The 557-nt window shown below is 53.9% G+C and carries 1 protein-coding gene; it reads left to right on the top strand.

The genetic code is table 11. From position 1 onward, the window contains the following. Positions 1-9: 9 nt before the first annotated feature. Positions 10-557: transposase (locus tag PA6_RS22210; RefSeq protein WP_043217413.1), on the top strand; the 548-nt coding region annotated here is incomplete at its 3' end.

Below are 557 nucleotides of genomic sequence, written 5' to 3'. Positions count from 1 at the left end.
GGGACGCCCATGAAACGGTTTATCCAGGGTGAACACCGAGGTCAAAGCACCTTACTTCCCGAAAGCCTCGACGACTACGTCAGCGATACCAATCCGGTTCGGGTGGTTGACGTTTTCGTCGATGAACTCGACCTAGCCACGCTAGGTTTTGATGGAGTCATTCCAGCCGAAACCGGAAGACCGGCTTACCACCCTTCGATCCTGCTGAAGATCTATATCTACGGCTATCTAAACCGCATTCAATCGAGCCGGCGTCTTGAGCGAGAAGCTCAGCGCAACGTCGAACTCATGTGGTTAACCGGGCGATTGATGCCCGATTTCAAGACCATCGCCAACTTCCGAAAAGATAACAGCAAGGCCATTCGCGGCGTCTGCCGCCAGTTCGTTTTGCTCTGCCAGCAGTTGGGGTTGTTTGGCGAAAACTTGGTTGCCATCGACGGCAGCAAATTCAAGGCAGTGAACAACCGTGACCGCAATTTCACCAGCGCCAAACTGAAGCGGCGTATGGAAGAAATCGAGGCGAGCATCAGCCGTTATTTGGCTGTGCTCGATGCGGC

Source organism: Aquipseudomonas alcaligenes NBRC 14159, from assembly GCF_000467105.1.
Classification (GTDB): domain Bacteria; phylum Pseudomonadota; class Gammaproteobacteria; order Pseudomonadales; family Pseudomonadaceae; genus Aquipseudomonas; species Aquipseudomonas alcaligenes.
Note: the sequence above shows the minus strand (reverse complement) of the source record. Positions and strands in the feature narration are given on the sequence as shown.